This window comes from Mangrovicoccus sp. HB161399, assembly GCF_013184745.1.
In the GTDB taxonomy this organism is placed as follows: domain Bacteria; phylum Pseudomonadota; class Alphaproteobacteria; order Rhodobacterales; family Rhodobacteraceae; genus Mangrovicoccus.
This window is the reverse complement of the sequence record NZ_JAATVU010000243.1, coordinates 1-1,237: the sequence shown is the minus strand read 5'-3', so window position 1 is coordinate 1,237 and position 1,237 is coordinate 1. Positions and strand designations below refer to the sequence as shown.

The window sequence follows — 1,237 nt, the reverse complement described above, 5'->3', positions numbered from 1 at the left end:
CGCGGGCGGCAATGTCGGCGCAGGCGACCTGGTGCTGCTCAAGCCGTCCGACATCTACAAGATCGGCGACCGCGGGGTCGAGGTGTCGCTCTCCACCGAGGCCGCGATCCAGATGGACGACGCCCCGAACGGTGCATCCGACACGCCGGTGGCGAACACCAGCGTGGTCTCCATGTTCCAGACGGAAAGCGTCGCGATCAAGGTGGTGCGCCCGCTCAACTTCGCCAAGCGCCGGGCCTCGGCCGTCGCCTACATCGGCGACGCCGATTACGGCGCGCTGCCGGTCGTCTGATCAACCTGGGCGGGGCTGCTGCCCCGCCCTAGCCATGGAGGCGAGAATGGCCGAACTGACCGCGCGCAGGAGCTTTGTCTATGCCTCGCGCCGCCTGCAACCCGGGCAGGACTTCACCACCAGGACCGAGCGCGATGCCAAGATCCTGATCGCGATCGGCAAGGCCAAGCGCCGCGCCGCGCCTGCCGAGGCCGCAATGGCACCCGCCGCCGATGCACCGTCGCTGCCCGAAATCTCGGTGCTTCGCAGCGCGTACGAGCAGGCCTCGGGGCGGCGCCCCTTCATGGGCTGGGACGCTGAAACGCTCGCGGCGAAGATCGGCGCGCTCACAGGGGCAACCGACTGATGAAATTCTGGCCGCGCCGCAGGAAGGCGGAGAAGGCCCTTGCCGCCGTTCCGGCCGGCGGAGGCTGGATGACCATCTTCGAGAGCTTCGCCGGTGCCTGGCAGAGCGGCGTCACGGTGGACCGCGAGGCGGTCCTTTCAAATCCGTTCGTGTTCCGCTGCCAGGCGATGATTTCGCGCGACATCTCCAAGCTCAGGGTCAAGCTGGTGCAGCGCGAGGGCGAGATCTGGAAAGAGACGCGCAACCCGGCCTATTCGCCGGTGCTGCGCCGCCCGAATTCCTACCAGACACGGAACCAGTTCTGGGAATGCTGGTTCCTCTCCAAGCTGGCCCGCGGCAACACCTATGCGCTCAAGCAGCGTGACGCCCGCAACGTCGTCACGCAGCTGCACGTCCTCGATCCAACGCTGGTCAAGGTGCTGGTCAGCGACAGCGGGCAGGTGTTCTACCAGCTGGCCAGCGACAACCTTGCGGGCATCGGCCAGGACGTGATCGTTCCGGCCTCAGAGATCATCCACGACCGCTGGAACTGCCTGTTCCATCCGCTGGCGGGCCTGTCGCCGATCTGGGCCAACGGCCTGGCGGCCACGCAGGCGCAG

The 1,237-nt window shown here is 67.4% G+C and carries 3 protein-coding genes; all 3 read left to right on the top strand.

Annotation, left to right across the window (positions count from 1 at the left end; genetic code table 11):
• The coding region (locus tag HCC78_RS32620; RefSeq protein ID WP_216671427.1) for a hypothetical protein at positions 1-292 on the top strand (292 nt) is incomplete at its 5' end.
• A 46-nt stretch (positions 293-338) separates the two neighbouring features.
• Positions 339-638, top strand: a complete 300-nt coding sequence (locus tag HCC78_RS32615) for a hypothetical protein (RefSeq protein WP_172332830.1) — start codon at positions 339-341, stop codon at positions 636-638.
• 68 nt (positions 639-706) lie between these two features.
• The coding region (locus HCC78_RS32610) for a phage portal protein (RefSeq protein ID WP_216671426.1) at positions 707-1,237 on the top strand (531 nt) is incomplete at its 3' end.